General features: G+C 56.0%; 26 protein-coding genes. 10 read left to right on the plus strand and 16 right to left on the minus strand.

Annotated features, from left to right (window positions below):
* Positions 1-95 precede the first annotated feature (95 nt).
* From J0A66_RS11110 to J0A66_RS11125, 4 genes are all read left to right on the plus strand, one after another.
* Complete coding sequence (locus J0A66_RS11110) at positions 96-2,357, plus strand: Z1 domain-containing protein (protein WP_206573884.1); 2,262 nt, start codon at positions 96-98, stop codon at positions 2,355-2,357.
* Positions 2,350-3,342, plus strand: coding sequence for a PD-(D/E)XK motif protein (locus tag J0A66_RS11115; protein ID WP_206573885.1), 993 nt, complete (start codon positions 2,350-2,352; stop codon positions 3,340-3,342). Before J0A66_RS11110 ends, J0A66_RS11115 begins: the two co-directional genes overlap by 8 nt.
* Before the next feature lie 61 nt (positions 3,343-3,403).
* Positions 3,404-3,805 carry a very short patch repair endonuclease gene (locus J0A66_RS23815; protein ID WP_206573886.1) on the plus strand — a complete coding sequence of 134 codons (402 nt, stop codon included), beginning with the start codon at positions 3,404-3,406 and terminating at the stop codon, positions 3,803-3,805.
* A gap of 18 nt (positions 3,806-3,823) precedes the next feature.
* Positions 3,824-4,333 carry a hypothetical protein gene (locus J0A66_RS11125; RefSeq protein ID WP_206573887.1) on the plus strand — a complete coding sequence of 170 codons (510 nt, stop codon included), beginning with the start codon at positions 3,824-3,826 and terminating at the stop codon, positions 4,331-4,333.
* A gap of 165 nt (positions 4,334-4,498) precedes the next feature.
* On the opposite strand, the gene J0A66_RS11130 is transcribed toward J0A66_RS11125, so the two are convergent.
* From J0A66_RS11130 to J0A66_RS11170, 9 genes are all read right to left on the minus strand, one after another.
* The gene (locus J0A66_RS11130; RefSeq protein WP_206573888.1) at positions 4,499-4,831 is read right to left on the minus strand and encodes a hypothetical protein; all 333 of its coding nucleotides are present in this window, start codon (positions 4,829-4,831) and stop codon (positions 4,499-4,501) included.
* Entirely contained in the window at positions 4,794-6,890 is a 2,097-nt protein-coding gene (locus J0A66_RS11135) for a VIT and vWA domain-containing protein (RefSeq protein ID WP_206573889.1), read from the minus strand. Before J0A66_RS11135 ends, J0A66_RS11130 begins: the two co-directional genes overlap by 38 nt.
* Positions 6,883-7,287, minus strand: coding sequence for a helix-turn-helix domain-containing protein (locus J0A66_RS11140; RefSeq protein ID WP_206573890.1), 405 nt, complete (start codon positions 7,285-7,287; stop codon positions 6,883-6,885). Before J0A66_RS11140 ends, J0A66_RS11135 begins: the two co-directional genes overlap by 8 nt.
* Positions 7,288-7,481: 194 nt before the next feature.
* Entirely contained in the window at positions 7,482-9,128 is a 1,647-nt protein-coding gene (locus tag J0A66_RS11145; protein ID WP_206573891.1) for a DNA glycosylase AlkZ-like family protein, read from the minus strand.
* 296 nt (positions 9,129-9,424) lie between these two features.
* Positions 9,425-9,805, minus strand: a complete 381-nt coding sequence (locus J0A66_RS11150) for a VOC family protein (protein WP_206573892.1) — start codon at positions 9,803-9,805, stop codon at positions 9,425-9,427.
* 158 nt (positions 9,806-9,963) lie between these two features.
* Positions 9,964-10,260 carry a type II toxin-antitoxin system RelE/ParE family toxin gene (locus J0A66_RS11155; protein WP_206573893.1) on the minus strand — a complete coding sequence of 99 codons (297 nt, stop codon included), beginning with the start codon at positions 10,258-10,260 and terminating at the stop codon, positions 9,964-9,966.
* On the minus strand, positions 10,253-10,486 hold the full coding sequence (locus tag J0A66_RS11160; protein WP_206573894.1) for a type II toxin-antitoxin system ParD family antitoxin: 234 nt from the start codon (positions 10,484-10,486) through the stop codon (positions 10,253-10,255). The genes J0A66_RS11155 and J0A66_RS11160 overlap by 8 nt, the downstream gene beginning before the upstream one ends.
* Before the next feature lie 481 nt (positions 10,487-10,967).
* Positions 10,968-11,699 (minus strand): tellurite resistance TerB family protein, encoded by a 732-nt coding sequence (locus J0A66_RS11165; protein WP_206573895.1) that lies wholly within the window; start codon positions 11,697-11,699, stop codon positions 10,968-10,970.
* 220 nt (positions 11,700-11,919) lie between these two features.
* Entirely contained in the window at positions 11,920-12,234 is a 315-nt protein-coding gene (locus J0A66_RS11170; protein WP_241264146.1) for a winged helix-turn-helix transcriptional regulator, read from the minus strand.
* Positions 12,235-12,366: 132 nt separating this feature from the next.
* On the opposite strand from J0A66_RS11170, the gene J0A66_RS11175 reads away from it, so the two are divergent.
* The 4 genes from J0A66_RS11175 (at position 12,367) to J0A66_RS11190 (ending at position 14,230) form a co-directional block, all read left to right on the plus strand.
* Positions 12,367-12,603, plus strand: coding sequence for a thioredoxin family protein (locus tag J0A66_RS11175; protein ID WP_206573896.1), 237 nt, complete (start codon positions 12,367-12,369; stop codon positions 12,601-12,603).
* 357 nt (positions 12,604-12,960) lie between these two features.
* A complete protein-coding gene (locus J0A66_RS11180) occupies positions 12,961-13,224 on the plus strand; it encodes a DUF2024 family protein (protein ID WP_206573897.1) in 264 nt (87 codons plus the stop codon).
* A gap of 70 nt (positions 13,225-13,294) precedes the next feature.
* Positions 13,295-13,951: a peroxiredoxin-like family protein gene (locus J0A66_RS11185; protein WP_206573898.1), complete on the plus strand. Its 657-nt coding sequence runs from the start codon at positions 13,295-13,297 to the stop codon at positions 13,949-13,951.
* Positions 13,952-14,230, plus strand: a complete 279-nt coding sequence (locus J0A66_RS11190) for a Rho-binding antiterminator (protein ID WP_206573899.1) — start codon at positions 13,952-13,954, stop codon at positions 14,228-14,230.
* Positions 14,231-14,278: 48 nt separating this feature from the next.
* On the opposite strand, the gene J0A66_RS11195 is transcribed toward J0A66_RS11190, so the two are convergent.
* Positions 14,279-14,557, minus strand: a complete 279-nt coding sequence (locus J0A66_RS11195) for a hypothetical protein (RefSeq protein ID WP_206573900.1) — start codon at positions 14,555-14,557, stop codon at positions 14,279-14,281.
* Entirely contained in the window at positions 14,554-15,063 is a 510-nt protein-coding gene (locus tag J0A66_RS11200) for a type 2 periplasmic-binding domain-containing protein (protein ID WP_206573901.1), read from the minus strand. The genes J0A66_RS11195 and J0A66_RS11200 overlap by 4 nt, the downstream gene beginning before the upstream one ends.
* Before the next feature lie 156 nt (positions 15,064-15,219).
* On the opposite strand from J0A66_RS11200, the gene J0A66_RS11205 reads away from it, so the two are divergent.
* Positions 15,220-15,435, plus strand: a complete 216-nt coding sequence (locus J0A66_RS11205; RefSeq protein ID WP_206573902.1) for a hypothetical protein — start codon at positions 15,220-15,222, stop codon at positions 15,433-15,435.
* 115 nt (positions 15,436-15,550) lie between these two features.
* Here J0A66_RS11205 and J0A66_RS11210 read toward each other — a convergent pair whose 3' ends face one another.
* From J0A66_RS11210 to J0A66_RS11225, 4 genes are all read right to left on the minus strand, one after another.
* Complete coding sequence (locus tag J0A66_RS11210; protein ID WP_206573903.1) at positions 15,551-16,828, minus strand: cytochrome P450; 1,278 nt, start codon at positions 16,826-16,828, stop codon at positions 15,551-15,553.
* 65 nt (positions 16,829-16,893) lie between these two features.
* Positions 16,894-18,261, minus strand: a complete 1,368-nt coding sequence (locus J0A66_RS11215) for a PQQ-dependent sugar dehydrogenase (RefSeq protein ID WP_206573904.1) — start codon at positions 18,259-18,261, stop codon at positions 16,894-16,896.
* 153 nt (positions 18,262-18,414) lie between these two features.
* Complete coding sequence (locus J0A66_RS11220; RefSeq protein ID WP_206573905.1) at positions 18,415-19,110, minus strand: MgtC/SapB family protein; 696 nt, start codon at positions 19,108-19,110, stop codon at positions 18,415-18,417.
* 39 nt (positions 19,111-19,149) lie between these two features.
* Positions 19,150-20,919: a hypothetical protein gene (locus J0A66_RS11225; protein ID WP_206573906.1), complete on the minus strand. Its 1,770-nt coding sequence runs from the start codon at positions 20,917-20,919 to the stop codon at positions 19,150-19,152.
* A 140-nt stretch (positions 20,920-21,059) separates the two neighbouring features.
* Here J0A66_RS11225 and J0A66_RS11230 point away from each other — a divergent pair, with 140 nt between their 5' ends.
* Positions 21,060-21,980 (plus strand): ion transporter, encoded by a 921-nt coding sequence (locus J0A66_RS11230; RefSeq protein ID WP_206573907.1) that lies wholly within the window; start codon positions 21,060-21,062, stop codon positions 21,978-21,980.
* On the opposite strand, the gene J0A66_RS11235 is transcribed toward J0A66_RS11230, so the two are convergent.
* Positions 21,971-24,199: a tetratricopeptide repeat protein gene (locus J0A66_RS11235; RefSeq protein WP_206573908.1), complete on the minus strand. Its 2,229-nt coding sequence runs from the start codon at positions 24,197-24,199 to the stop codon at positions 21,971-21,973. The two genes, J0A66_RS11230 and J0A66_RS11235, sit on opposite strands and share 10 nt — an antisense overlap.
* Positions 24,200-24,235: the final 36 nt, after the last annotated feature.

Consider the following 24,235-nt stretch of genomic DNA (forward strand, 5'->3'; position numbering starts at 1 on the left):
ATACAGTCCGCATCTTAGGGACAGTCCCACCGAGACCGATATGGACTGATCGCCTCACTGCTGAATCATGGCGCCATTGGAGTAGGCTGGAGGCGTTGCTGTACGCAGACCAAAAATGGGAATCTCAGCAAGTGGATTCAGTGGCGGCCGAGTCGCTGAGGGTTTTGCGACACATTCCAGACCCTCAGCAGAACGCCCCGTTCCAGGGACGCGGGCTTGTTGTTGGCTATGTGCAGAGCGGCAAGACGGCGAATTATACCGCCGTGGCCGCGCGAGCCGCCGACGCTGGCTACCGGCTTGTCATAGTCCTCTCCGGTATCCACGACTCTCTCCGGAGCCAAACTCAAAACCGTCTAGAGCGGGAGTTAACCGGACATCAAGCGGGCAACTCGCTAGTTGCCGAGTATTCCTCAGAGTGGAGCCTGCTGACGACACCCACCGAGGATTTCCGGGCGCAGGATGAGGGCATCCTCCAATTACCGGGTTCTTTCCTGGCGGTTGTAAAGAAGAACGTCGCTATACTGCAGAAGTTGGACCGCTGGTTAGAGTCTGCATCAAATTACTTGGATGAAATGGCGGTCCTGATCATTGACGATGAAGCGGACCAAGCGTCCATCAATACAAAAGGCAATCGTCCCCTGGATCCGGCCATTGGAGATGGGGATGACGACGACGAGAACTTGGCGCCATCAAGAACAAATGCCCTGATCCGTTCCATTCTGACGCGAATGAAGAAGGCAGCCTATATCGCCTACACTGCCACCCCCTTCGCTAACATTCTGGTCAACCCTGAAGCTACTGATCGTAGAGTAGGTATCGATCTCTTTCCCAAAGACTTTGTTATCCAGTTGCCGCGCCCTAAAGGCTACACTGGAACCGAGGAACTTTTCGGAGCCACTGCGCGGGAGCGTGAAGTACTGCGAATAGTGCCCGGGGAGGATGTGACAGCATTGCGCGGCTCCCGCCGGCGCAGAAAGGCGGAGATTGTTCTCGGCATAGCCAGCGATACAATACCGGATTCGCTGACCAATGCGCTTATCTCGTTCTGCCTAGCCGGCGGAATCAGGATCCTGCGAGGGTTCGCCGGCAAACCTCACACCATGCTGGTGCATGTGAGTCAAAAGACGGATGACCAGCGGCGTATCGCCGAAGCCATCCGTGAGCAGTTTGACCTGTGGCGCGAAGCTGAGCGTCAGGGGCAGCGGCTTGATATGATTTTCGGACCGGCTTGGGAAAACATGAAAGCCGGTATCGAGGCACCCGCAGGCGACAGTGTCATATTGGAAGCCGCCTGTATAGTACTTCGGGAGCTTATGGTACTGGAACTTAACAGCGTCACTGGAGAAAACCTGGAATACGAAGAGAAGCCTGGACGGCATATCGTTGCGGTCGGCGGTAACCGATTGTCCCGGGGCTTAACGCTAGAAGGACTTACTATCTCTTATTTTCTTCGTACCGCTTCCATGTGCGACACCCTGCTGCAAATGGCACGCTGGTACGGCTTCCGTCGTGGCTATGAGGATCTCATCCGCATCTGGACCACTGACGGCATCGCAAGGTGGTTTTCAGAGCTGGCCTTGGTCGAACAGTCGCTGCGGGATTCCATCATTGCGCTGTCACGAGCCGGTCGCAGACCAGATCAGATGGCCATCCGCCTCCGCGCACACAGCGACCTCCTGCTGACAGCGCGTAACAAGTCTGGTACAGCGCAGACACAACAAGACTCTTGGTCGGGAGAGCACCCACAAACCGTCCTGCTTCCTCTGTCTGAACCGTCAAAACTGCAGGCAAACCTAGCATTGACTGACAGATTTATTGCTGGTGTTTCCCCTGTGCCATGCAAAGGGGGGCTTATGGCGCGGGACATCACCCCCGAGACAATCACGGACTTCCTGCGGGGCTACCAAATCCATGAGGACATTGTTGTCTTTCGCAACAATCTTTTGGCCGATTGGATCATGGAGAGAGCAATTGCCGGTGAACTGATAGACTGGTCTGTTTTTGTGGCATCACCCGACAGTAGACGCATCATCCCCCTTGGTGGGAAGGAAGTCGGCCTTGTGCGCCGCACACGTGTCAGCAGCGAAAGCATAGGTATCCTGACCGATCCGGCCCATGAAGGAGTGGACCTGCCTAACGGTCCGGATGCCTACAAGCGGGACGGCGGTTCCTACGATGCTGGTGCTATGCGTGCGGCCAGACCATCAACCCAGGGACTTCTAATCATCTACCCTTTAGATCCTGACCACCTCGGTGTTCCAGAAACAGAGGCCGTCATTGCCCTGGCATTGAGTCTGCCACAGACTTCGGATGCGGGGACAGCGTGGATAGTGAACAACATGGTGAGCAATGACTGAAGGCATAACTGCACAGCACTGGGCACAGTTGCGATCTGTGCGGCCACAAAGCGAGGACGCCCTCGCCACTATATCTGTCACCGTGGACGGGAACGGCACCTCTCTGCTCATGGCGATGGACCAGAGCGGACAACTCCATCTACTGATTCCGGTAGCTCATGGTCCCACCGGATCGCCTCCATCCGATCTGAATGGCCTTAAAGTACGGCATCGTCGCCTAGAATCTGGAGAAGTACTTGAACTTTCTGCTCCTCCGTCTCATGAGCAGGTGTTCACCCCTTTTTGTAGGGATATCGTGGATGCTGTCGTACTCCAGGCTCGAGAACCTTGGAAGGCGGTGGCCGCGACCATCCGTGCATGGCAGTCGGCCTGGAAGCCGGTACGTCCAGCGATGGACAAAACGATTCAAGTAGGTCTTTTCGGCGAACTGCTGGTATTGCGCCGCCTCATGATACCGGCACTCGGTTCAGCAGCAGTCGAGCAGTGGAGTGGCCCGGAAGCAGAGCGCCACGACTTCGTCGGCGAACGACTGCACATAGAAGTGAAGACCACTCGCAGAAGCCGTCCAGAACATGAGATATCACGCTTGGATCAACTTCGAGCCCCTGCAGGATGTCAACTCTTGTTCGTGTCGGTCCAACTGGAAGAGAGCATTGGCGGCAACGAATCTCTGGCAACCGAAGTGGATGCCATTGTGGAGCTTCTGCGCGGAGACGCCGCCTCGCTTGACTGGTTTATGACGAAGATGGTGAACATGGGATGGTCTGAGGAAGCGCGAAACTCTGGTGAGCTACTCCACTTTTTTTTGCGAGGAGCCGAAGTCTATGCCGTTGACGAGGATTTTCCGAGGCTTCCCGACAACTTCTTGCCCCCACCAGGTATAGTCTCTGTAAAGTACACCGTTGATCTCGCCAACCTGCCCTCCCTGGGTGTCGACGAGGCATCTGCTTTCATCACGGCTGCCAACCAACGACATGAGCCTTAAAGAGCCCACACCAAAACCAAAGACATTAATAAGCAAGCTCCGGAGACCCAAGAGCGCACCGATGAGCCGCTCCGAAAACATGTCTCGTATCCGTGGCAAAGACACACAACCGGAGTTCAAGGTGCGCCGCGCTTTATGGGCGGCAGGGCTCCGCTACCGTCTACACGACAGGTCTCTGGCGGGAAACCCTGATCTGGTTTTCCCTGGACGGCGAGCGGTTGTTTTCGTTCACGGTTGCTTTTGGCACTGCCATGAGGGATGCAGTAACTTTCGTATCCCAAAAACCCGTTCTGAGTGGTGGGCTGCAAAGCTGGCTCGCAATAAAGAGAGGGACGCAAAGGTTCGTTCTGAGCTAGAGGCTGCCGGATGGAGCGTATTGGTAATTTGGGAGTGCGAGGTGGCGGATTCGGTTCGGCTGGATGAACTTATGCACGAACTAAAGCTGCTACCACACAAATTATAACCAAGCTGAGAAGTAAATATGAAAAGTGGTGTTTCCAGCGGTAACAAATTTCTTACTGATCTTCGATCTTTTGACGACATCGCTCTATTGCAACTCCGCAGTGCAGTCGACAAAGAAGCCAGAAATCGCGGGTTGAGTTTTAGTGTTGGCGAAATTGGGGAAAAGCTCGCCATATCCTATTTTAAAGAGAGAGCTGACCTCCCAGTCTTAGCGCCAGCCCCAACAGGTACAAAAAACATAGACGCAATCTCTCGGGATGGAAACCGCTACTCAATCAAAACGTTACAAAGATCCAGGAAGACAGGGACAATATACCCTGACACGGAAGACAAGCACCGAAGATTATTTGAATTCATACTCGTCGTACTTATCAATGACGAGTTTTCTCTTGAACAAATAATTGAGCTCGATTGGGAACAGTTTTGCGCTGCCCGAAGTTGGGATGTCAGAATGAACGCATGGTACATTGGACGTTCCCGCCGCGCTTTAAGCATCGGACGTCAGATCTACCCACAAGCCATAGACTAACGTTTACAATGACTTGGATAAAACTCTTACAGTGAAGAATTGTTATCAACGTTCAGCAGTTTAAACCTGCAGACAGCCCCCCAATATCCAGGAGCAAAAACAGTGACAGAAATTTATCAGTTTGCATGTGGATGTTGGCCACTGATTTTTGGGCATCGCTAGTCATCAAAACCGTCTATTAATCGCAGGCTCATCATAAAACGCATCCCAGGATTTATCCTTTAACTGATTTACCCTGGCTTTGCGGGCCTGGCGCTGTTCTATGCTTTCGCCGAATACTTGGTAGTGGGCGCTTTCCATCATCTGTCGGGCCTGTTCTTCGCTCAGGATATTCAGTAACCTGGCGGCGTGAATTACACCCTCCAGCCGGTATTGCTGTTTGAGGTTTGGCTTGCCAGTTCTAACCTGTTGATACACCGCCAGCAATTGCTGCTGGCAGTGGTCAATCAGCCGTTGTGGATTAATCTGCAAGGGCATGGCCGGTACTCGAGTTTTCATTAATCAGCTGTTCGATGTCGGTCTGCATGGCATCTCGTACACTGCTGATATTGAGCTGTGGCCGGGCCTGCAAAATGGCCTGTACGTTGCCTGGTACAGGCAGGCTGAACCGGCTGAACAGCAGTGACAGCCACAATGCCATCAGGGCTTTGCCCTGCTCCGGATAGGTTGTTGATTCAGCCTGCAATGTCAGCAGGGCCGGGGCATGGATACCCCATTCTTGCAGTTGGGCGAGGTCCGGCAGGTCATGTCTGAAGAACCGCCGGGTTAAACGTCGGTGCAGCTTGACTACCACCTTGGGCGCCGCTGGCTGATCAGGAATGAGACTGTAAAGCTCGTTGTGGTCAGCGCGACTGCTTCTGCGCAAAAAGGCCGGCATATCCAGGCAATCTACCTGAGGCTGATCGACATCATAACTTGCCATCCGTCCCATCACCGCGCCGTCAAAGCCGCGCATTTGGGCAATTTCCTGAATAGTGGGATAACGCTCTGGATGTTTTACCTGTTTATCGGTGACCAGCACAAAGCTGGTATGGTCGGTAATCAGCTGCATTTGCACGGCCAAGTCGGCTTGCTGTTGCAGGGGCTGTGAAGGCAGCTGCTGGCTGGCCGCCAACTGCACCAGGGCTTGCGTCCAGAGCGGCTCGGTCAGGGCTGTAGCCTGTAGTTGTTTCTTCTCTTCGCCGATTTGGCAGTCCAGGCGGGGCAGACTGTTCACAGGGTGGCTGGCAGCAACCATTACGGGGGTGTTACCAAATTGCAGGCGAGGGGTCTTCTGCCACGTTGGTTTTGGTTGCCAACTGGCTTGCACGGCCTGTGTTGGTTGCCTTAACTGTTGGAGAAGATCGGTGATGACTGACCCGACCGGCTCCACCGGGTTGACCAGCATCAGCTGGCCTGCCTCCCCGGTCAACCGGCTGAGCAGGATCTCATCGGCAGCATGCCCTACCCCCAGGGCATGCAAAGTACATTGCTGTTGCTGGCAACGGGCCTGTAATGCGGCCACTTGTTCGTCCTGCACATAGACCTGGCCATCGGTGATCATTAGAACTTGCTGTGGGCCGGGGTGGTTTGCGTGCATCACCAGGGCATTCAAGGCCTGAATGATTTCGGTTCCGCCCATATCCGCCTGCATAGATTGCACATAGTCCCTCAGGTTTTGTTTGTGGCGCTTGTCACAGGGCAAGGGGTGGCGGCCGTATGCCTCAAACCGGCTGCCAAAACGGTACAGGTTCAGGTGAAGCTGCTCATCGGCTTGTTCTAATAACGTCAGCAAGGCGCGCCTGACCTGTTCAATGCTGTCACCCTGCATCGAGCCGGAGCAGTCCAGCAGAACATGCAATACCGCATTCTGCACTGTTTTGGAGGGAGCTTCTGCATTGATGTAACCCAGGCTGTAGCGGGCACCTTGCCAACTGGCGCTGAGTAGCTGACTGCTGAGGGGGCTGGCGGGCAGGCTGAACAGAATGTCCCGGTCCAGTTCCCCTTTAAAGGCAAAACAGCCGTCTTCTTCGCGCAGCGCATGACTGGCATGCACAGGTTTGGCAAGACCCTGGCAATGTAAGCGCCCTATAAACGGATAACAGGCCAGCACACTGTTGGTGGGTGCACTGGCCGCCTGGGTCTGACCATATTTGGCGGCAATCACTGTGAGCAAACGATACTGCCAGCCTCCTGGTTGGGGTGTCAGCCAGCTGGCAATCTGTAGCTCGAGGGTGGCAGTGTCGCCCGGCTCCAGGTTACCGAGATTGATCTGATACAGGCCGTCACCAATGGATTCCAGCAACAGGGACTTTTTGCCTTCATCAATGGCTTCTTCATAGCGCTCATTCGCTGCTGCCTTGGCCATCACCTCGCCCTGATAGTCCCGCCCGTTCAGCTTCAGGGTGGCGTGCATCAGGCAGGCCATGCGGGCCAGGGTGAAGTGAAACAGGGCTTCCACTGTTTCTTTACCTGTGTTGTCAAAGCACAGGCGGTAGTGGGTAACAGCCAATGGGGCCTGAAGGTTAATTTCTATTTCGGCGCGTTCCAGCAGGGGGGTGGTGTGGTGCTTATTCATCCTTGTGCTCCTGTGCTTGGTTCAATAGCTGAGACAGACCGTTAATGAAGCTGCGCAGGCCGGCCTGGCTCAGGCTTGCCCGGGCCGGATCCAGCTCTAATACGACACCTTCACTGACAAATATCCGCTGCACCAGGCTGACCTCTCCCATCTGTTGTGATGAGACGATGGGCATGTCCGGCGTGTCCTGTTGCAGCAGCTCGCCGATACGCTCCAGATTTAGTCCCGCCTGCTTCCACTTTTTTACCAGCATTAATTGCTCCAGGTGCTGGTCTGTATAGGTGGCGGTTTTTCTGGCCCCTTCCGGTCTGGATACCAGGCCTTTGTGCATGTAATAGCGGATGGTCCGCTTGGGCAGGTCGGCCAGGGTGGCTAGTTGGTCGAGGGAATAGGACATTTATCTGACAGTTTAATTAACAGTAGGACTGTTATAGTAATTGTCAGTTAAACTGTCAAATAAATAATTGGATTTAATGGGATGGCTGGCGGCTAAGGTTTCCTGCTTCTGTTGACGCGGTTTATGCGCGTTTACGCGCGCTTTTGCGCGTTAATGTGCGCGTAAAACACGTCTTATTTGTATACCAGTGCGAACTACTCAAAGGTGTAATAGGCCAACTTGGCAACACCATGCCTGACCAATTCATTGTCAGCCACTAGCTTTTTCAACAATCTATAAGCTTGGTCCTTGTCCAAATGACAAAGCTCCATTACCTCGCTTCTGGTTATACGGCCGTGCTGTGTCACATAGTTTTTTACCAGTTGCTCATTCTGTAGCTTGCTGAATCCGGCCTGACGTATGTACTCGGCTTTTTTTCCTTGTAAGTCATAGAGATGATGAGAGAGCGTATAGTTTCGTCCCCTGCCGCTACCGTGAGCCTGCAATAAGCCGCTTTCGACGAGGCGCTCGACGCTTGCTTTAACTCTCCCTGGTTCTTTTTGCACTTGCGAGGCAATTTCTTCCAACTGCAAACGCCGCCCCTCACGCAAGGCATTGAGGATGATTAGGCTGTCAATTGGCAGCCGCCCCCCCAACCGACTTTCCTCTTTAAGTACAACCTTAAGAAACTCTTCGTCAGCGTCTTCCAAACTTAGCCTTAGTACCACAGTATGACTGTCGCTCTGGCTGAAGTCCGGTATGTGGCGGCCAAAACGCAACATACCCCTGTAGATCAGATCCACGCCACGCCCAGTCCGTTCCACCAGACCGATTCTCTTAAGCGCGTCTGCGAGTGCAGGATTACGCGGGCGAGGTTCGGTAGTGAGAAGATTGGAAAGACTAACTCCTTCAACAAAACCGCCAGGATTGCTGATGACCATCTCGTCGCCTTGCATACGGATATGCACTGCCCCACGCTGACCGTAATCCCTATGGGTAATGGCATTGGCAAAAGCCTCCCTGAAGGCACGCGGATCAATTTTCGGTACTGCGACCCGGAATAACCCATCCTGAAACTCCTTTTCCGGGTTTAAGGGTTTTAACAATGTTTCAATCCGTTCGATGGCGCTCAGTAAAGGAGAGCGGGTGAATTCATTCAGACGTACCTCCTCGCCATCAAGTACCTGAAAGGCGATTTCATGGCTCGGTACCAAATTCCTTAATGCACCTTCAAGGCCTATCAATAGTAATCCTGTCAACGTCGGCAAGAAGCCATCTTCCGTTCTGGCGACCAACCCAAGGGCTGCGTCCAACTGGTGGTCATCTAATTCCAACAATGCTTGATCACCGTTTAACCGTTCAATAAATTGACGCAGACGGTTTCTCTCTACGCTGTTTAAATCACTCAAAGTTGAGCCACTAACAGGCTGGGAGCTGATATCAATCAAACCAAAGCTCGCGCGTCGGGAAGAAAAATCAACAGGAAGGAATGGAACACACTCCGGCTCACCATTCGCCTTCAATCTGCGTCTTTTAACCAGCCCCTCATTGGTAGCGACAGGGGTCCCACTTTTTGGTACCGCAATTCGCGCAATTCTTTTATTCTTAACTTCAATAGGCGTTACCGTAACGGCCTGAGCCGGATGCGTACGATTCGCAATCATGGCCGCCAACCCATCCAATAACGCGTGCTTGGCATGCAACCCTGTTACTGTGCCGTCATCCTCCACGCCCAGGTAGATGTCTCCACCCTCCCCGTTCGCCATACAGACCACCGCCTCAATCAAGTCCTTGTCTGACAGGCAGCGACGGTCACTTTTAAATTCGCAGGTGAGGGTTTCTTTAGTGGGAATATGGGCCATCTGAATTTGTTTAATTGGGTTAAGTAGTTGGCATCTGCACTAGCCTACCTGAAATTTCATGCTCAGGCATTTTCGTGACTAAAGATCCTTTAGCAACTGCTGTTTTCTACCTAAAAGTACATTAGCCCAGCGTCCAAAAGTACATTAGGATTCCGTCCAATGTTTCATTATGGCCTTGCTTAACCATCTTAATATACTGATTTATATGACTTTTGTTCAATATGCAATCGCTCCGGTTCCGGTATAAAAAAGGCGGCTGAAGCCGCCCCTACAGCCCCGACATTCAGGCCCCCGGATTAAGCGGTTTTGGTGACTCGCCAGGGCGGGTTCAGGCGGTTTTCGCCGGCGTGGTAGAGCTTGATTTTGTTGCCAGCGGGGTCATGCAGGATGGCTTCGCGCCACAGGTAGGGCATGTCCTGTGGCGGCTGGTCGAATTGGATGCCGCGCTGGGTTAGGTCGTTGACCTTTGCATCCAGATTGTTGGATTCAAAGTAAATCACCGCCTGGTTGTGCACTGGCTCTGCCTGCAGGGCCAGGGAGAAGGTGCTGTCTCCCTCGGGACAACTGAATCTGGCGTAGTGGGGCGTGTCCACTATCTGGGTCATGCCCAGCTTAAGGTAAAAGTCGACGGCGGCCTGCATATCGTTAACCGGTAAGGTGATTTGGTTGAGGTTCATGCTTTCTCCTTGTTCCAGGCGGAATATGTTAGTGGATAAATTCCACCGCAGGATAAAACCTGAAGTACGCTTTAGGTAAAGCCCAGGCTCAATAGATTAATGGGATTGGCTTAATGGCTTTTGGGGATTGGGTAGGAGCAAGGGGGAGTGAGAAGACACTAACCCGAAATATGCAATTGATACTTCATCTGTTGGTGCAGCACTCTGACAATAAAGATGTCCTGGCTGCGGACGATGAAGAAAATATTATGCTTTGCATGCACGTAACGGCGGTAGCCTGCACGGATTTCATCGGCCCTGTGGGCGAGTTTGGGATTACTGGCGAGCTGTTCAAAGCACGCCTGCAATGACAATAAGTAGCTCTCAGCCTGAATTGAGCCAAAGTGGCGGGCCGTATACTGAAAAATACTGGCAAGATCTTCCGCCGCTTTGCTAGAAAGTCGGTAACTACTCATTTTCCGCTTTTCGTTTCTGCTGACTGATGATGTCGGTGACCGAGAGGTTACTTTCGCCGCTAAGCTCCCCTTCCACCAATGCCAGTCGGATTGCTTCGGCTTCGCCTTGGTTATGACGAATCAGATCTCGGATATAATCGCTGGCATTAGCAAAACGACCACTTTCAACCTGTCGGTCAATCCAGCTTCGCATTTCATCTGGGATCGATATATTTAACGTTGCCATTGAGCTTCCTTTACAAGCTGATTGCTGTAAATTTTGGCATATATTGGCAAACTTTGCCAAAGGCCTGACTGACTTAAATACTCATCCCTTTAGGTTAGAAGGCTTGAATCTGGCATTCCTGTGCTATGACATAGCACGTATTTCTGACGCCGCCGGGCAGCTTATGCGGATATTTTTTGTCCGGCAAGTCAGTTAATTCCCTGGCCAGTCCGACCTGGTCAATCGGCTCAAGTTGTGAGCCGAATACGTGGATTATTCGGCTCATAATTACAGAATCTGCCAGTTGGTGGTTTGGTTCAGGCGGATAAATCCGCCCCTGTAGACCCTGCCTGAATTTGTCTGAGTCTGTGGATTGGGCGGCTAAAACCGACCCTACAGTACCGTCTGACTTAGGCGGCTAAATCCGCCCCTACACAATCCGATACGGTAAAGGTTTGGCTGGTAGGGTCGGCTTTAGCCGACCAACCACCCCAATCTGTTATCAGCCCGTGCAAAGCTGTTCCGCTTCGCTGGCCTGTTTTTTGATTTCGGCCACCAGCGCCGGGGACAGTTGCAGTTGCCTGGCCAGTTCGTCCAGGTAGCTGCGCTCCATAAAACTTTCTTCGTCCACCACCAGCACGCTGGCCAGGTACATTTCGGCGGCCAACTCCGGGCTGGTGGCCAGGGCCGCGGTGCGGGCCGGATCCAGTGGCGATTGCAGTTCGTTGTCTACCCAGCGCAAGAAGGCCTGATCACGGGTGAATTTGGCCACTTCCTGGTCGATGAGCTCGCGCTCACGATCGTCGATATGACCGTCGGATTTGGCGGCGGCGATCACCGCGGCCAGTATCGCCCGGCCGTGCTGTTCGGCCTGGGGCGCGGGCAGGCGGTCGATGGTTTGCGGCTCGTTTTTCAGGCCGTGATCACCGCCCACGCCGCCGGCCCCGGCCGCACCGGCCTGCTGGTTCTGCTGCCAGTTGCTGTAGGCTTTGTAGGCCACCACCCCCAGTGCCGCCAGACCGCCGTAGGTGAGCACCTTGCCGCCCAGTTTGCGGCCCTTTTTGCTGCCCAGCAGCAGTCCCAGTGCGCCGCCGCCCAGGGCCGCGCCGCCTTTGCCGGAGAGCATCTGTGACAGGCCCCCCATGCCGGTTCCGCCGCTTAGCTGGCGTTTGATATCACCGGCACTGCCGCCGCCGGATTTGAGTAACTGGTCCAATAGTTTCAGGGTATTCATGGTCGCTCCTGCTGCTCACTTGGGGTTGGATTCGATTCAGCTTACCCGGCGCCCCGGGCTTGTCAAAGCCGGTGGGCCACAAAATTGTTAACGGATATGGCTGGGGTTGAGATCAGGGCTGAAACGGATAGGGGTCCTGAAAAATGTAGCATTGCGCATTTTTACGCGCAGAAAAATGTGATTTTGTGCATTTTTTGGCGCGTAAAAGTGTACCGCAGGGTTAACCGGCACTGTTATTCAGCTCAGCCTGCACCTGTTCGATGCTGTCGATAATGGTCAGAAAGCGCCGGCCGAAGTCGGTAAATTCGTATTCCACCCTGGGCGGACTTTCCGGGTAGATATGTTTGTGCAGGATGCCGAAACGGGTGAGCTTCACCAGCCGCTCGTTAAGGACCTTGGTGGTCAGGCCGTCCACCTGGCGCTGCATGGCGCCGGGGCGGTTGATGCCTTGTCGGATCAGGGCAATCACAGACAGCGACCATTTGCAGCCGACGATGCTCTCCACCATGGCGCCGACGCTTAACTTTTTGTCCATTTTTTTCTCGTTACTCATCAATAAGATGCACCATCTGGTAACTGGCTTACCGCTTTGTACCTGCTGTTTTTCTGCTGTGGGCGGCGCTTTAATGGCCCGGCCTTTTAAGCAACCAACCAACTGGAGAATATCATGAAATCCAAGGCAATTTTCTACCACGCCGGCTGCCCGGTTTGTGTCACCGCCGAACAGAATCTGGCCGCAGCGCTGGATCCGGCCCGCTTCGATCTGGAGCCCGTACACCTGGGTGAGCAGTCATCCCGGCTGGCCGAGGCCAAAAGCCAGGGCGTGCAGTCGGTACCGGCCCTGTGGCTGGACGGGCAGGTGTTCCATATCAACTTTGGTGCGGCCCTGGGCGATTTAGGCTGAGGGGCGGGCCGGGCCTGGTTAGGTTCCGGCCTTTTTTGGGCGGGGGCCGGGAATGCCGGAATCCGCTGCGCTCCTTCCGGACTACGAAGGCCACGCAGAGCCCAGAGTGGGAGGGACAGTAGGTTTGTCTGCGTGACTGTCGGTTGATTTGATGCTTGTTCGTATTACCCGACTGTCATCCGATGATCTCGCGCCAAGAACGCAGAGACGCAGAGAGATCAAGACAGAATCCCTTTTCCCCTTTGCGGCTTGGCGTTCTCTGCGCGAAACAACTCTGCACCTAAGCCAGGTTTATCAGGGATCGCGCCAGGAATGCTAAGACGCAACCGTAGCACCTACAAACAACAGGAGAGAAGAATGCAGGTACTGGTTTATGACACACATGTACACACAGCCGGGGGCTACTATCACTTTGACGTGCTGGTTTCTGAACAGACCAAGGCCGGGGTGACGGACTATGCAGCCGCCTACCTCAAATCAATCGGTGTGGGCCAGGGTCAAATCCGCCAGCAACGCTGTGACTTTTGTCACGCCGAGCTGGCCAATCCGGCTGTCAGGGCGACAATCAGCGAGCGCGGCTATGCCATTATCCCGATGCAGGGTTGCCCGGCTACAGATTGAGGCAGCCAGCAGATTGCCTAATCGGCCAGTCTGGCCTATATCCAAACTACCCGTTTTGGTGAGTAACAGTATGTTGGATTTAAGCGTCAGACTTCGTGATTACCAGCAACAGGATCCCATGCGCGCCTCCGATGAGCTGCGCAATGCCATCAGCCGCAGTTTGTCACTGCTGCAACACAGCCAGGTGAAAAGCCAGGCGCTGGGATTGGGAGACAGTGCCCCAGAGGCACAGTTGGTGGAACTGGATGGCGCGCCGGTGTCATTATCCTCCCTGTACAGCCGGGGGCCGCTGATTTTAAGCTTTTACCGCGGCGGCTGGTGTCCCTACTGTGTGCTGGAGCTTAAAGCCTGGCAGGAAACACTGGCCCGTCAGCCGGGTAAGGTGAATTTTGTCGCCCTGAGCCCGGAAACGCCCGCTTTTGCCCAGCAAACCCGTGACGAACACCAGTTAGGTTTTCGTATACTGGTGGACAGTAAAGGCCAGGCGGCTGAGGGGTTTGGCCTGATCTGGCAGATAGATGATGAGATGCGCGCCCTGATGGAAAAATGGCATATCGATCTGACTCAGCGAAATTGCAGCGCGGAGTTTTCGTTGCCACTGCCGGCAGTCTATGTGCTGGACAAGACCGGGCGCATTCAGTACGCCTTTATCGAAGAGGACTACACCCAGCGTGCCGAGCCCGCTGAGGTGCTCAGTGCCTATTATCATTTTGTGGAGCCGGAATAGATGAATCCCCGCCCGCCCATCGACTGTGGGCTGCACGACCATATTGAAGTGGCCTGCCTGTATGGCTACCACCTGGAGTTGCAGATGCACGACGGTGACCGGCAGACCGGCACTGCGGTAACGACCCGGACCGAGCAGGGCCGCGAATTCCTGGTGTTGCAGGGGGAAGACGGCAAGATTGAGGTGGATCTGGCCGGGGTGAGTCAAATCCGGGCCCTGACCGACAACCGGTATTTCCAGGTGCTGGATCTGGATGCCGACCGGCGGTGCGGGATTTAGGGGCGGGCAGCCCTTCCGGAATCCGCTGCGCCGGGTCCGGGCGGTGGATTATCTGTTGCTGGCCTCCAGCTTGGGCGGCATCACCTGGTAGTACTGGGGATGGCGCTTGGCAAACTCCTGCATGGCCTTCGCAAAAGCATTGTCATTAAACGCCTGGTTCACTTTTTTGCGGATGGTGTCGATCTCTTTGGCATGCCCCGATTGCCTGGACAGGCCGAAATAGATCACCCTGTCCAGTTCGATCTGATAGGGCTGCACCACAAGCTGATCTTGCAGGTCCGGATGGGCGGCCAGAATAGCCGCATGGTTTTCGGCCGAGCTGATCAACGTCTCGACCCGCCCCGCCCCGCCAGCAACAGCTTGTAGGCTATGTGCACATTGTCGACGGCGATCTTTTTCAACTGTGGGTCCTGATCGAATCTTGGAAAGTAGTAATAGTCTTTGGATACTGCAATCAGGTGATGATGCAGGTCGTCATAGTCCTCAATCACCGGTCCCTGTGAGCGGGTAACGAAGAAATAGGCGCTCTCCCGGCGCATAGGCAGCATATGGAGAAATTCGTGTCTTGCCGGTTTGTCGATCAGGCCGGCGATGAGGTCTGCCTCGCCGGATTTCAGGCGTTGCAGGCAATGGGAAAAATCCGGCTCGGTGGTGAAGGCCAGCGGCCTGGCCAATTTGTCCGCCAGCACCTCCAGGGCGGCCACATGCTCGCCCAGAGGAGGCTCCCCCAGCATCTGATAGGGCGGAAACTCGTCAATACAGGCCAGCAACTGCGGCTTTGCCCAGGCATTGGCAGCCAGGACCAAACACAGCAGCGCCAAGACTTTTTTCACCATTGGCACCTTATGTTGGGTGATTTTTGCTCAGCCTATCACAAGCCCGTAAAAAGACAGGAAACATTTCTGGCCCGGCCAGACTGAGAGTCGACATTCTTATCAGGTCCGACCAGAACAGGGCAAAACAACCGGGATGGCATCGGAGATTTTTGTATGAAAGTCCGTTGCCTCAGGCTGATGATCAACTGCTTTCCGCCCTATTGGGGTACAGGTATCCGTGTCAGTCAGCTAAGCGACGATTACCGCGTCTTGCCGGTGGATATGCCCCTGCATTGGTATAGCCGCAATGATGTGGGCAGGCAGTCTGTCCAGACTGACCGACCCGTAACCTTGTACTTCAGGCGCAAGCAGAAGAGGGATGCCCCATAACTGCAGCGGGCATGACGCCGTGAGTGGGCGGGCATAACGCCTGCTGGCTCATGAGGTCAGGCCCTGGGCAACGATGTCGTTCCCGCATGGTGCTGGCAGGAATCCCTGCCCCGGGTCAGGCCCGGGCCCGCCTGGCCCAGTCGTCCCGCTGCGGGGGGCGGTCCAGGGGGTGTACCCTGCCCTGGCTGTTCAGCCTGACGCCCGTAATGCGCATTTTGTCTTTGGGAAGGGCAGGCAGACGCCGCCAGTCCAGATCAAGATCCTGTTCGGGCACCTGGTACTCCAGGCGTTGACACAACAGCCTGACGGCGGCCTTCATCAGATTCAGGGTAATGGCTTCGCCGGGGCAGCGATGGCCCAGATGCGGATTGCCTCCCCCCTGGGGGATGCAAGTGTAAGGATTGGGCGTCCAGTTCACAAAGCGGTCGGCCCTGAACTGGTCAGGATTCTGCCACAGGGCTTTGTCGTGGTTGGTGCCGTAGACATCCAGGATCACCCGCATGTCTTTTTCGAAGGTGATCTCTTTCCATACGAAGGTGTCGCGCACCCTGGCCAGCAGCACGGGGAAGAAGGGATAGAAACGGCGGACCTCCTGGATAAAGCTGTCCAGCAACTGGTCATCTTCCAGCAGTTGCGGTTTAAGCTGTGCCTGGCCATGCAGGGCGTGGGCGCAATCCAGGATATACACGGATACCGCCACGATGGGCCTGAGCAGGTTAAGGGCCTCCACTGCCGCCACGTCCAGGCTCAGCAGTTGGTGGTCCTGGTCCCGGTGGTGGGCGATGGCAGACAGGGGGAAGGGCTGCGGGGGCTGCTGGCGGTAGTCCTCGATGACGCCGGCCATCCACTTTTCGGCGCGCGTTCTGGCGCGTCTGGCGCGAAAATGCCCCAGTCCCCTGGCACCGTCCTGGTCATACATCAATACCAGATCGCGGATGTGCCGCTGCGCCGACGCTTCGTGCAGCGTCACCCCGGCCCACTGACAGGCCGCCCGGGCAATCACCTCCTGCAGGACCCCATAGAGCACATATTCCTGTTGATCATCGGCCTGTTCTGCCCATTGCAGCCATTGTTTCTCGAACAATCGGGTCAATTGCGCCAGGCTGTGTTCGTCCATAAAAGACATAAACAACTGTTTTCGGTGCTGATGGGGCTTGTCGTCCATGCCTTGTACCCCCCCTTTACCGAACAGGGTGGCCAGCACCGGCTCGGGCATGGCATTACGCCGGCAGAAGCGGCTGTTCTGGTAAAACAGCGCCGTGGCGTTGGCCCCCTTCATGCAAATCGCTTTTTGCATCATGAAGTGGGTTTCGAACAGATCACTGCCCAGCCGTTTGCATTTCTTCGAGATATGGCGATATGGGTCGCGCATCATGCCCAGAATAATATCCATGGGAGACTCCTGTTTCCTTGTGGTCGCTGCACCAGGCGTTTTCGTCCTTGTTGCAGCGACGCAGATTAACTGTCGGTTCGTCCGGCCTCGCTGACATGCCAGATGGTATTGCCCACGTCATCGGCCACCAGCAGATCGCCCTGTTTGTCCAGCACCACACCGACGGGGCGGCCGCGGGCCTGACCGTCCTCATTGAGGAAGCCGGTCAGCAGATCCCTGGGCTGACCCGCCGGCTCCTGCCCGGCAAAGGGCACAAAGATAACCTTGTAGCCGGAACGGGGCTCCCGGTTCCAGGATCCGTGCTGGCCGACAAACATCCCCTTGCCCATCCCTGCGACCCGATCCTGATTCTCTGTGTAGGTCAGGCCCAGGGAGGCGGTATGGGCGCCCAGGGCATAGTCGGGCTTGATGGCCTGTTGCACCTTCTGCGGCTTTTGCGGCTCCACCCGTTCGTCAACATGCTGGCCGAAGTAGCTGTAAGGCCAGCCATAGAAACCCTCTTCCTGCACTGACGTCATATAGTCGGGCACCAGGTGATCCCCCAGTTCGTCCCGTTCATTGACGGCAGTCCACAACGTATCGCCCACCCAGGTCATGCCGACCGGATTACGCAGCCCTGAGGCGTAGATGCGATGCTCACCGGTATTGATATCCACTTCCCAGATGGCGGCCCGGCCTTTTTCCTTGTCCATGCCGTTTTCGGCGATATTGCTGTTGGAGCCCACCGCCACATACAGCTTGCTGCCGTCCGGGCTGGCCGTCAGTCCCTTGGTCCAGTGGTAGTTGATGGGGCCGGCGGGAAGATCCACCAGCCTGGAAGGCTTGGCGCTGATGCTGGTCTGGCCCTGTTTATAAGGCACTTTCACCACCGCATCGGTATTGGCTATGTACAGGCTGTCGCCAATCAGCGTCATGCCAAAGGGGGAATGCAGGTTATCCAGAAACACATGCCGCTGTTCGGCCCTGCCATCCCCATCCGCGTCCCTGAGCAGGGTGATACGATCCGCACTGGGCACGGCGGCCCCGGCATCTTCCTTGACCAGGCCCATAACCCATTCCTTGATGCCTTTGTCCTGTTCAGGTTTTGCCGGGGCGTTGGATTCGGCCACCAGCACGTCGCCATTTGGCAGCACATAGAGCCAGCGGGGATGCTTCAGATCGGCTGCAAAACGCTGCACCTGGTTACCGGCATGGGCTTTGGGCGCGGCGTTTTCAGGCCAGCCGATGGCTTCAGCCGCATTGACGGTGGGGATCAGGTCTTCATCCGGGGGCGGCAGGTTGGGATCCTTGCCATAGGTGGACATCGCAGTTTCAGTGGTTGCGCCGGCATGGGCGGCGTTCACCACCGGCGGCTGGGGCCGGTCCTTGCAGGCAAGTAAACTCAGTACCACCGCCAACACCAGCGGGGCCTGCAGGTTTTGTTGTAGTGACATGAGGATCTCCTTGATTCAGCCAGGACTGTTTCAGGAGTAATGCATAATCTCTGCCGGTTTGGACCAGACGGCCAGGGAGAGTCCGGCCGGGCACAGGTCGGCACACGGGTTCTGCCCGGCCATTTCGTTTTTACCCCTCTGGCTGCACAAAATTCAATCGGAAGGGGTCAGCCTGAACTCCAGCACAAGGTCGTTCTTTTCCAGCGTATCGCACAGCCGGGTAGCGTTCTTGCCGCTGCTGGTGGACAGCTCCATGGTATGGCGCCGGACCTTGCTTTGGGCATCCACCCGGTAACTGAATTCGTTAATCCGGAAGCCATGTTCGTGTAACAGTTTCTTGATGTCCTGCTCGGTGAGCTGCCCCGGGCGGGTAAACTGCACATCGAAGCGATAGAAGGAGCGGGTGGGCATATGGACTTCAATCCAGTGAAACACCGACAGCACCCCCAGGGTCAGGATGACGGATACCAGCAGCGGGAAATAGAATCCGACGCCGGCCAGCACGCCGATGGCGGCCGTGATCCAGATGGAGGCGGCAGTGGTCAGGCCGCGTATGGTATGGCCTTCGCGCAGTATGACCCCGGCGCCCAGAAAGCCGATACCTGTCATCAGGCCCTGGGCCATACGGGTGGGGTCCAGCACCATCACCTCTTTGGGCAGGCTGATCCAATGATCCTGATACACTGTCACCAGCATCAGCACGCAGGAGGCGGTGCAGACCAGCGCATGTGTGCGAAAACCGGCCTGGCGGCCGTGGTAGGAGCGTTCATAGCCGATGATGGCCCCGGCTGCCAGCGCCACCACCAGCCTAATCAGCATATCCAGATTGTCGCCTTGTAGTTCAAACATCCCTGCTTTCCCTCAAACTCTCGTGCCCCTAAGCATAGGCTAGCCGGCGGCGGGTGGCTCATGTTCCCTGTGGTAACGATGGATAATCCAGATGTAGTTTTCCAGCAGGGCCCGCTCGGCCAGTTCGCTGAGCACGGCGCACTTCTGCTCCAGGGTGGTGGCGGTTTCGATATGTTGCTTGGCTTCGTTAAACAGGATGGACTGGGTGCGGTACTGCCACAACAGCTCCTTGACCGCCATTTTGTTCTGGTAGATTTCCCACACTCCCAGCAGGAAGGGCAACAACCCCATCAGCAGCACCGTAATGCTCTTGGCGTTGATGTCGGCGTAAATCTGCATATCTGTCATGGGATACTTGAACAGGATCAGCAGCAGCGCCATCACCGCCGAGGACACAAACAGAGCCGACTTGATATGTTCCAGTTTGTGGTGCCGGTGCGACAGCAGGTGGGTCTTGCGCTCAAAATAGTCAGCCTGCTCCAGCAGCCAATGGTCGCAGACAAACTGCACGTTGTACTCCAGGTGCTCAGGGTTGCTCTGTTTAACCAGGTGCATGGGCACCTTGGACAGTATGATGTGCTTAATCCAGTTGAAGCCCTGGAACTGGCTGACGCCACAGCTGTTCATGATCTGGGTGGGGCGCTTGTGGTTGTTCCTGCCAATCAACACCAGGTAGAGCTCCGTTCGCAGGGTTTCCGCCAGGACCCGGGCCGTCAGGTGGTTGGTAAAGCTGTGCCTTTGCTGGATATTGCGGTAATAACGCCAGCCGACAAAAAACAGCAGCAGGTAGCCTATCAGCAGGTACTTGCTGGCCACCAGTTTGGCATAGATCAGGAATAAGAAGCCCATGCTGGCCGCGATCAGGCTGAACAGGGTGAACTGGCTGTCGGAGTGCTTCTGGTTTCCGATGGCCACCGCATCGGCCTTGAGAAACTCCTTGTCCAGATCCTGCAGCCGGTGCTCTGGAATGGGCGAAAATGCCTGCTCGTAGTGGTTAAGCAGACTGTTTTGGGGATTGATGGTGCCTTCTTCCACCAGCCGCTGGGTTTGCTGGTTGTACTCCTCGAGGTGTTCGACGTCATCCCAGAGGCTGCCGGGCATACGCGGGAAGCATTCCAGTTCATAGGTGCCTATCTCTCCTGACAGGTAACAGTCGGCGGTGGTGCTGTCGTCGCGTGTATACAGCTGGCCCTGCCTGGTCACAGGGATCCAGTAGGCCAGGCGGCCCATCAACTGTGCGGAGTCTTCCCGGTACAGATAGTTGATTTTCGCCTGCTGGCTTTTTTGCCTGTCATGGCGACGCCGGGGCTGGGCATCCAGATAGTCGAGCAAGACGTCGGAGGTGCCGCCGGTCAGACCGGTATTGTCCCCGTCCCACACGGCGATCAGCAGATTACACTGGCTGACCAGGTGCTGGCCCAGCACCCAGTACTGGATGTCACGCGCTTCGGCCTCCAGGGGCTGGTCTGCCGGAAGACCATGCAATTGCTCCACAACCTGGGCGGTGACCAGGGGATTGGCAAGCAGTTGTTGCATGTCCTGCCACTCTGCATCGTTGAAATCCCGCCGGTACTCTTCCAGGGGCATGGGCAGATGAGCTTCCACCGGGATCCCCAGCTCCAACGCTGCCCGGGCCAGCAACCTGTCGGCCCCACAGGCCATGCCGGTAATGGCCACCAGGGGGGTGACCTGCATGCGGGACTGCAGTTGCTCCAGTAGTGCCTTGATCTTGTCGCTGGCGAAGCGGGTGGCGCACTCATCTAACGCGCGGTGGCCGGTAATACCGATAACATAGGGCGTCGTGCTCATGCTGTTCCTTGTTCTTATTCTGACGGATAACTCGGGCCAGTAATGAGCATAGAGGGTTTTGCAGAAATTTGTGCCCTGGCTGTATACACTTCATTGACCAGAAAACTAAAAAAATCATAAAGATGAACAGTAAATGGCGAGTGAGGCTGTATAACCTCCTGGAAACGGACCAGGCCCGTTCCCGGCTGGCCCTGTACCTTAATCATTTTCTTATTTTTCTGATCCTGGCCAATGTGCTGGCGGTGATCATCGAGTCCGAACCCAGTATCGGCCGGCCCCACTCAGGCTGGTTCTGGCGGTTTGAGATCTTCTCAGTGACCGTCTTCCTGCTGGAATATCTGGCCAGGCTCTGGTGCTGTATCGAGAAGGCCGAGTATCAGGGCATGCCGGCCTGGCGTGCCCGCCTGAAGTATGCCGTCACTCCCATGGCGCTGGTCGACCTGATTGCCATCCTGCCTTTCCTGTTATCCCTGTTCCTGACCCTGGATCTGCGTTACCTGAGGCTGTTGCGGGTGATGCGCCTGATGAAGCTGACCCATTATTTCCAGGGCTTCAATGTGTTTCTTAGCGTTATTCAGAAGGAGCTCAAAAGCATCACCGGCGCCCTGGTGGTGATGCTGGTATTGATCGTGATTGCCGCGAGCCTGATGTACACCCTGGAGAGTCAGCGTCAACCCGAGGTGTTTGGCAGCATTCCCCGCTCACTCTGGTGGGCGGTGGTCACCATGACCACAGTGGGATACGGCGATGTGACCCCCCTGACCACTGCCGGGCGGGTGGTGGCCACCTTTATCATGCTGATCGGGGTGGGCCTGGTGGCCCTGCCTGCAGGCATGCTGGCGGCAAGGTTTGGTGAAGAATTGCGGGAGCGCAAACGCAGCCTGCACCTGCATATTGAGCAGGCCCTGGCCGACGGGCAGGTGGACGAGGCCGAATACCAGTTGCTCAAGGATCTGGCGGAAAAACTGGATATCTCAGACGAGGATCTGGAGAAAAACATCGCACTGCTGAAACAGTCAAACCGCACCGGACGCTGTCCCCTGTGTGGTCATCAGACCTGATGTTTGGCCAGCAGAGCCTGGTATTTGTCGCGATCCGGGGGTGAATCCTTGATGGTGTAGAACTCCACCAGTTGCTGCAGGGCCTTGCGCAGATACGCCGGGGGAATGTATTCCTCCCCGGCCAGCAGGCTGTAGCTTTCCAGCAATACGGGTTCTGCATCGCCCAGCCGGTCCAGGCTCACGAAGGCTTTGGCCAGCACCAGTTTGGCGATTGCCACATGCCAGTGTTCCGCCCCTTTGGCTTCAGACAACGTGCTGACCGACCGCTCCGCCAGTAACAGCGCTTCTTCATACTCTCCCATTCCCATCAGGGAGTCGGCCAGATCGAACTCACTGATGGCAACATTGGGATGGTCTGCGCCAAGTTGCGCTTCTTTCATTGACAATGCATGCCGGTGCAGGGCCACTGCCCGCTCGTATTGGCCTTGCTCGGCCAGCCAGCGCCCTTCAGTGGACAGATAACGGGCCAGATCTGCATGCTTGTCACCCAGGGTGTCCCTGGCCATGCTGACCACCTCATCCATCAATGCCAGGGCAGCGACCACCTGCCCCTGGTCATACAGCAGGTAGGCCAGATTGTTCATCACCTTGGCGATCTTGGGATGCTTGCTGCCATAGGCCTGCTGCAGGATGCTGATGGATTGCTCATACATGGCCCTGGCCTGCTCGTAACGACCAAAATCCTGATACAGCATGGCCAGATTGACATGGGCCGCTGCCACATCCGGATGTGCCTCACCCAGCAATATTTTGTGCATCGACATAGCTTGCAGGTATTTGCTCTCCGCTTCGGTGAAATTGCCCATGCTGTGCATCAGGTAGGCCAGGTTATTGATATTCTCGGCGCGGGCAGGGTGCGGGTCGCTGCCCAGGACCCTTTCCATGGTGGTCAGCGATTCGCGCAGGAAGAATTCCGCCTGGGCATATTCGCCCTGATCCATCTGATTCAGACCAAGCTGCTGGGTAGCCTGGGCCGCTTCCAGCGACTGGGCGCCGAATTGCTTCTGGCTGAGGGCCAATACCTGGCGCAACAGGGGCTCCGCCTCCTCATAGCGACCCATACGAAAATACAGCTCCGCCAGACCGGCCTTCACCTCGATGGCCAGTTTAGAACGGGGATCACCTTCCAGCTCCAGCAGGATATTGGCGCGGTTGAACAGCGCTTCGGCCTCCTCATGACTGGCCAGTTCCGTATAGATGCGGGCCAACCCGGTCATGCTGTCCACCAGCTCCGCCTCCGTGATCAACTCATCGGTTCGCAGTCGCTGACGGATGGCCAGCGACTTTTCCAGCAAATCGGAGGCCCGCCGGTAAAGTCCCAGCGCCGTGTACACCTGCCCTATGGTGTTCATCAGGGTCGTCTGGATCTGGGGCTGGTCTGTCAGATCCTGCTCAATACGCTGGGCGCCATTGTCGAGAATCTCCCGGGCGGTAATGCTGTTGCCCCTGGCCTCGCCAGGGTCGGAGACAGAAAACAGGCTGACCATGAAGTTGGCGGTGCGATTGGCGGTTTCAGCCTCTGTTTCAGCCCTGATACGCTGGGTTTCGGCTTCGTCCCTGGCCAGGATTGCATTGACGGCCAGCCCGGTGGTGACCAGCATGCCGAACGACGCTGCGGCAGTGACCAGCATCATGTGGCGCTGGCGACGCTGCAGCTCCCTTTGCTTAAGGGCGTCGAAGCCCACTCCCAGCATACCGGCAATGATCTTGAACAACGCATTTTTTCTGCCGTCCTTGCCAGGGCGGGCATCGGCGGCGATAGGCTCGGCGGGGTGATCTGACAACTCGCCGGACTCGTCGAGCTGGAAGCGCAGCGCCGGCGGAAAGCACTCCTGATCGGGCTGGCCCATCTGACTGGCGTAAGGTTCGCCGTCCACGATCAGACTGAAAATACGATGACTACGCCCCAGGCGCTTGAAAGTCAGGATCTCTTCGTTGACCCAGTGGGATTTGGCAGAGGTGGTGGAACAAATGACGATCTGGCACCAGGAGTGGGACAAGGATTCGCTCAGCAGGGTGCCAAGGTCGGTGGCGCTGGCCAGCTCAGCCCGATCCAGGAACACCGGTACCAGCTTGTCCGGGATTTTACCGGCGGGGGTATCCTGCCCGACCAGATGCCGGTGAATCTTGTAGCCTTCCAGTTGCCGGTGCAGCCAGTAAGCCCACTTGGCATCCTTATGACTGTAACTGATAAAGGCTTTGTACCGATAACTGCTCAATGTGTCTCCCAGTCCGACGCGCCTTGAGGATCCTGG

The sequence above is a fragment of the Bowmanella dokdonensis genome, assembly GCF_017254865.1.
In the GTDB taxonomy this organism is placed as follows: Bacteria; Pseudomonadota; Gammaproteobacteria; order Enterobacterales; family Alteromonadaceae; genus Bowmanella; species Bowmanella dokdonensis.